General features: G+C 43.0%; 3 protein-coding genes and 3 pseudogenes. 3 read left to right on the top strand and 3 right to left on the bottom strand.

Going from position 1 to position 3120, the window contains the following annotated elements; translation table 11 throughout:
• Window positions 1-100: transposase (locus ACFW2W_RS23575; RefSeq protein WP_378184078.1), on the top strand; the 100-nt coding region annotated here is incomplete at its 5' end.
• On the opposite strand, the gene ACFW2W_RS23570 is transcribed toward ACFW2W_RS23575, so the two are convergent.
• Complete coding sequence (locus ACFW2W_RS23570; RefSeq protein ID WP_378184076.1) at window positions 77-829, bottom strand: hypothetical protein; 753 nt, start codon at window positions 827-829, stop codon at window positions 77-79. The two genes, ACFW2W_RS23575 and ACFW2W_RS23570, sit on opposite strands and share 24 nt — an antisense overlap.
• Before the next feature lie 107 nt (window positions 830-936).
• On the opposite strand from ACFW2W_RS23570, the pseudogene ACFW2W_RS23565 reads away from it, so the two are divergent.
• Window positions 937-1091, top strand: a pseudogene (locus tag ACFW2W_RS23565) (threonine ammonia-lyase, biosynthetic); the annotation flags it as partial.
• A 26-nt stretch (window positions 1092-1117) separates the two neighbouring features.
• On the opposite strand, the gene ACFW2W_RS23560 reads toward ACFW2W_RS23565, so the two are convergent.
• A complete protein-coding gene (locus tag ACFW2W_RS23560) occupies window positions 1118-1360 on the bottom strand; it encodes a hypothetical protein (protein ID WP_378184074.1) in 243 nt (80 codons plus the stop codon).
• A gap of 179 nt (window positions 1361-1539) precedes the next feature.
• Window positions 1540-1776, bottom strand: a pseudogene (locus ACFW2W_RS23555) (DUF5674 family protein).
• Between the two features lie 77 nt (window positions 1777-1853).
• On the opposite strand from ACFW2W_RS23555, the pseudogene ACFW2W_RS23550 reads away from it, so the two are divergent.
• A pseudogene (locus ACFW2W_RS23550) lies at window positions 1854-2911 on the top strand (transposase).
• Window positions 2912-3120 lie beyond the last annotated feature (209 nt).

The following is a 3120-nucleotide window of genomic DNA, read 5'->3' as shown; positions in this document are numbered from 1 at the left end:
AAATAACAAACTCAAGCTAATTAAACGCTCGGCTTATGGATTTAGAAACTTGGAAAACTTCCGGATTAGATGCTTATTAAATTGGCATTTTAATTGTTGATCTAGCATAACAGGTACTGAAGAGCCATAATTTTTTGTTACCCTTAGCATTCTTTGTTGCCGTAAATGTCCTTATAATAGTATTTCCTTCTCCACCAATAAAAGGAGGAACTAGATTCACTAATTTTATTCCATATTCCTGATTTACTTTCTCATAAGCTCTCCACAGAGTTAGCTGATCGATGTACTTACTGTCTTGAGGTTCCTCAAGCAAATGCCAAAGTTGTGCAACCCATTCTTTAGTTAGAGCTTTAGCTGCTGGAGAATTAGCTAAACCAAGTACATTCATTGTTAATCTTAAGAATTCATACTTCATTTTGGCTCTAGCAAAAATACAAACATCTCCCTGCTTGAAGAGACTGCCGAATCTATTTAAATCTTTTCTTACAATTAAATCAGCGTCTAATTGAAGTAAATTGTCAACCAAGCTGTCTTGCCTTAGTTCATTAACTAAAAAAATTCTCCTTGCCATAGAATATAAACGCTGTTCATAAGGATAAGCAAATTCTTTTTGTTCGTAAATTATTCTTATGTTCTCCCAATCTGAAAACTCTTGTAAGCTGGCTTCAGGTGTATTGATTGCTAATACCACTACCCTCACTCTGGGAAAATTTTTTCTAATGGAACGTAGCAATATTTTCCCATAATCTAAATACTTGTTGTCGAACCTAACACTTACAGTAATATGAGCATCCTTAGGCTGAAATGCTTTAATCAACTGAGTTATCATTACTTTCTTCCTTTAATTTTATAGACAGAATCTTGATATCTACAGCAAGTAGAATTTTCTTGATAGCTGGCATTGGCAAACCTATTGACCCTATGTATTGCGACTAGCTGGTACAAATCCTGACAGCGCGTGTATAGGATGTCGCGTAAGAAACTCCCTAGAATATGCCTTAAACCTATCCGCACGGCTGAGTAACAAACTCTTGCTCAAACGAGAGGATATGCAATCCGTCTTTTCCTTTAAACTGCGGGCTGCTTACAACTTGCATCATTTCGGCTTCTGATTACTCTAACTACTTTGACTTGCTGATGTCACAAGCTCAGATAGCAATCCTGACATTTTTAACACACGCTCCGACAAAAATTGAGCTTGTTGGGCAACTTTCATTCGTTGTGCATCATCTGCCCAAATGTTTGCCCAACCTAATTGCCAACGAGCCAATTGCACTTGTAACTCAACTAACTCTGCTGCAATGTCTATTCCAGCATCAATTGCTGTCTTCTCAATAAAGAACTTGCTTTTCTCTATCAAATGGGCAACTGCATCGCGGTTCAGGTCGTTATTAGAAAATGACCGAATTAGAGCTAAAGAAGCAGCGAGTTATCCTAAGCGAGTAGGTACAGATCCACGCAAATAACGCTCTCACATTGCCGTCGGGTCTTTCATAAGGCTCCTAAGAACTCCTAAGTGATTTGGGCAACTTGCTCATCTTACGCTGGGTGAAGAATCTCCATTGAGCGATTATTTTGACGAGGGCGGATATTAATCAGCGATTTATAGAACCACTTCCTGCGTCAATGGGTTCCAACTCCTCCCCATATATTTTCCTACATACTCCCATCTTCCGGCAACACCGTTTCACAATCCGCATGAAGCTCCCCACCACCTGCAAGAATGCCATGCTCGATATCTACTGTCAGTTTAATGTAGAAACGATGAGCCTCCAGTATTATAGGACTTACGCATTGACAGGGAAAGGAAAATGTGGTGAATCTAGGATAGTCTTGCAGCCCCCGGAATCAGCGTGAGAGAACGGTCTAAACCCTCAACAGCCAAGTGTACCTGCTCCCTCTACATCTTATTTTTATTGGCAGAACCCAAGTATGTCAGTTGTGTTCGCCTAGCCGAGGTGATGGAGGGGTTGAGTCACGACAGTGTGAATCGTTTTTTGCTGCGCGAGAACTACAGCCCGCGAGACCTGTTTGATGAGGTCAAAGACCATTTGATTCTGAGCGGTGGGATTGCGATTGGGGATGATAGTGTGCTGGACAAGCCTTACCGTGACCCCCAGAGAACCGACCATCAGGGGCTACTTTTGGTCAGGTAAACACAAGCGCACCGTCAAGGGGATCAATCGGATTACCTTGTACTACACCGACATCACAGGCACCTCGTATCCGGTGAACTTTCGGATTTATGACAAGCGGGAGGGCAAAACCAAGAACGAGTATTTTCGCGATATGGTAACAGAAGTCAAAGCCTGGGGGCTGAAACTGGCTTGGGTCACGGGCGATAGTTGGTATTCAGGCATTGAAAATCTGAAGTTTCTCAGAAACGAGAAGGTGGGTTTTCTGTTTGGCATTGCGGACAATCGCCAAGTTTCGATAGAACGGGGCACTCAAGTGCAGGTGCAAACCTTAACGATCCCGGAGTCGGGGTTGGTGGTCTACCTCAAGGAGTTTGGCTGGGTGAAAGTGTTTTGCCAGAGCTTCAAAAACGAGGTTCGGTATTACATCCTGTACCAACCCGACGAGACGCAACTGCGACAACTCAACCGCCAAGACTTTCGCCAGATTCATGATAGCCATTGGCAGATTGAGAGCTTTCATCGGGTGATCAAGCAAGTGTGCAACATTGAACGCTTCAAGCGTGCGAACCGAGTCTGCCCTCAGAACCCACTTCTTCTGTGCGCTGCAAGCATGGCTGTAAACTGCAAACGATGCGAGTTGAGGGCTTGATTGATAACCTCTATCAGGTGTCGAGACAGTTATTTGTGCCTGTGATTCGCCAGTTCATTTTGGAAAACCTCTCCAAGCCAATCACTGCCTAACCTCAGACTTCGCTACTTCTGTCAATGCGTAAGTCCTATATTTTATCAATTTGCTCCTTTGTAGCGTGATCGCGGATGATGTGAATCATTCAAAGTGCGATCACCCTTCGCTGTAGGGCGTTGCTGAATTAGGGTATGATGCGAGCGAGAATGCGAGAGGGGAGCCGAAAATGATTTCTTTGATTTTGATAGGGAATTGGAACATCTCCAAATCTGAGATAATGAATTAGTAATCGAATTG

It is taken from the genome of Coleofasciculus sp. H7-2 (assembly GCF_042747725.1).
Lineage (GTDB): Bacteria > Cyanobacteriota > Cyanobacteriia > Cyanobacteriales > FACHB-T130 > FACHB-T130.
This window is presented reverse-complemented; position numbering and strand designations above follow the sequence as displayed.

Excerpts from the sequence above, each read along its gene's own strand:
- ACFW2W_RS23570 (WP_378184076.1), bottom strand. The coding sequence starts at position 829 with ATGATAACTCAGTTGATTAAAGCATTTCAGCCTAAGGATGCTCATATT.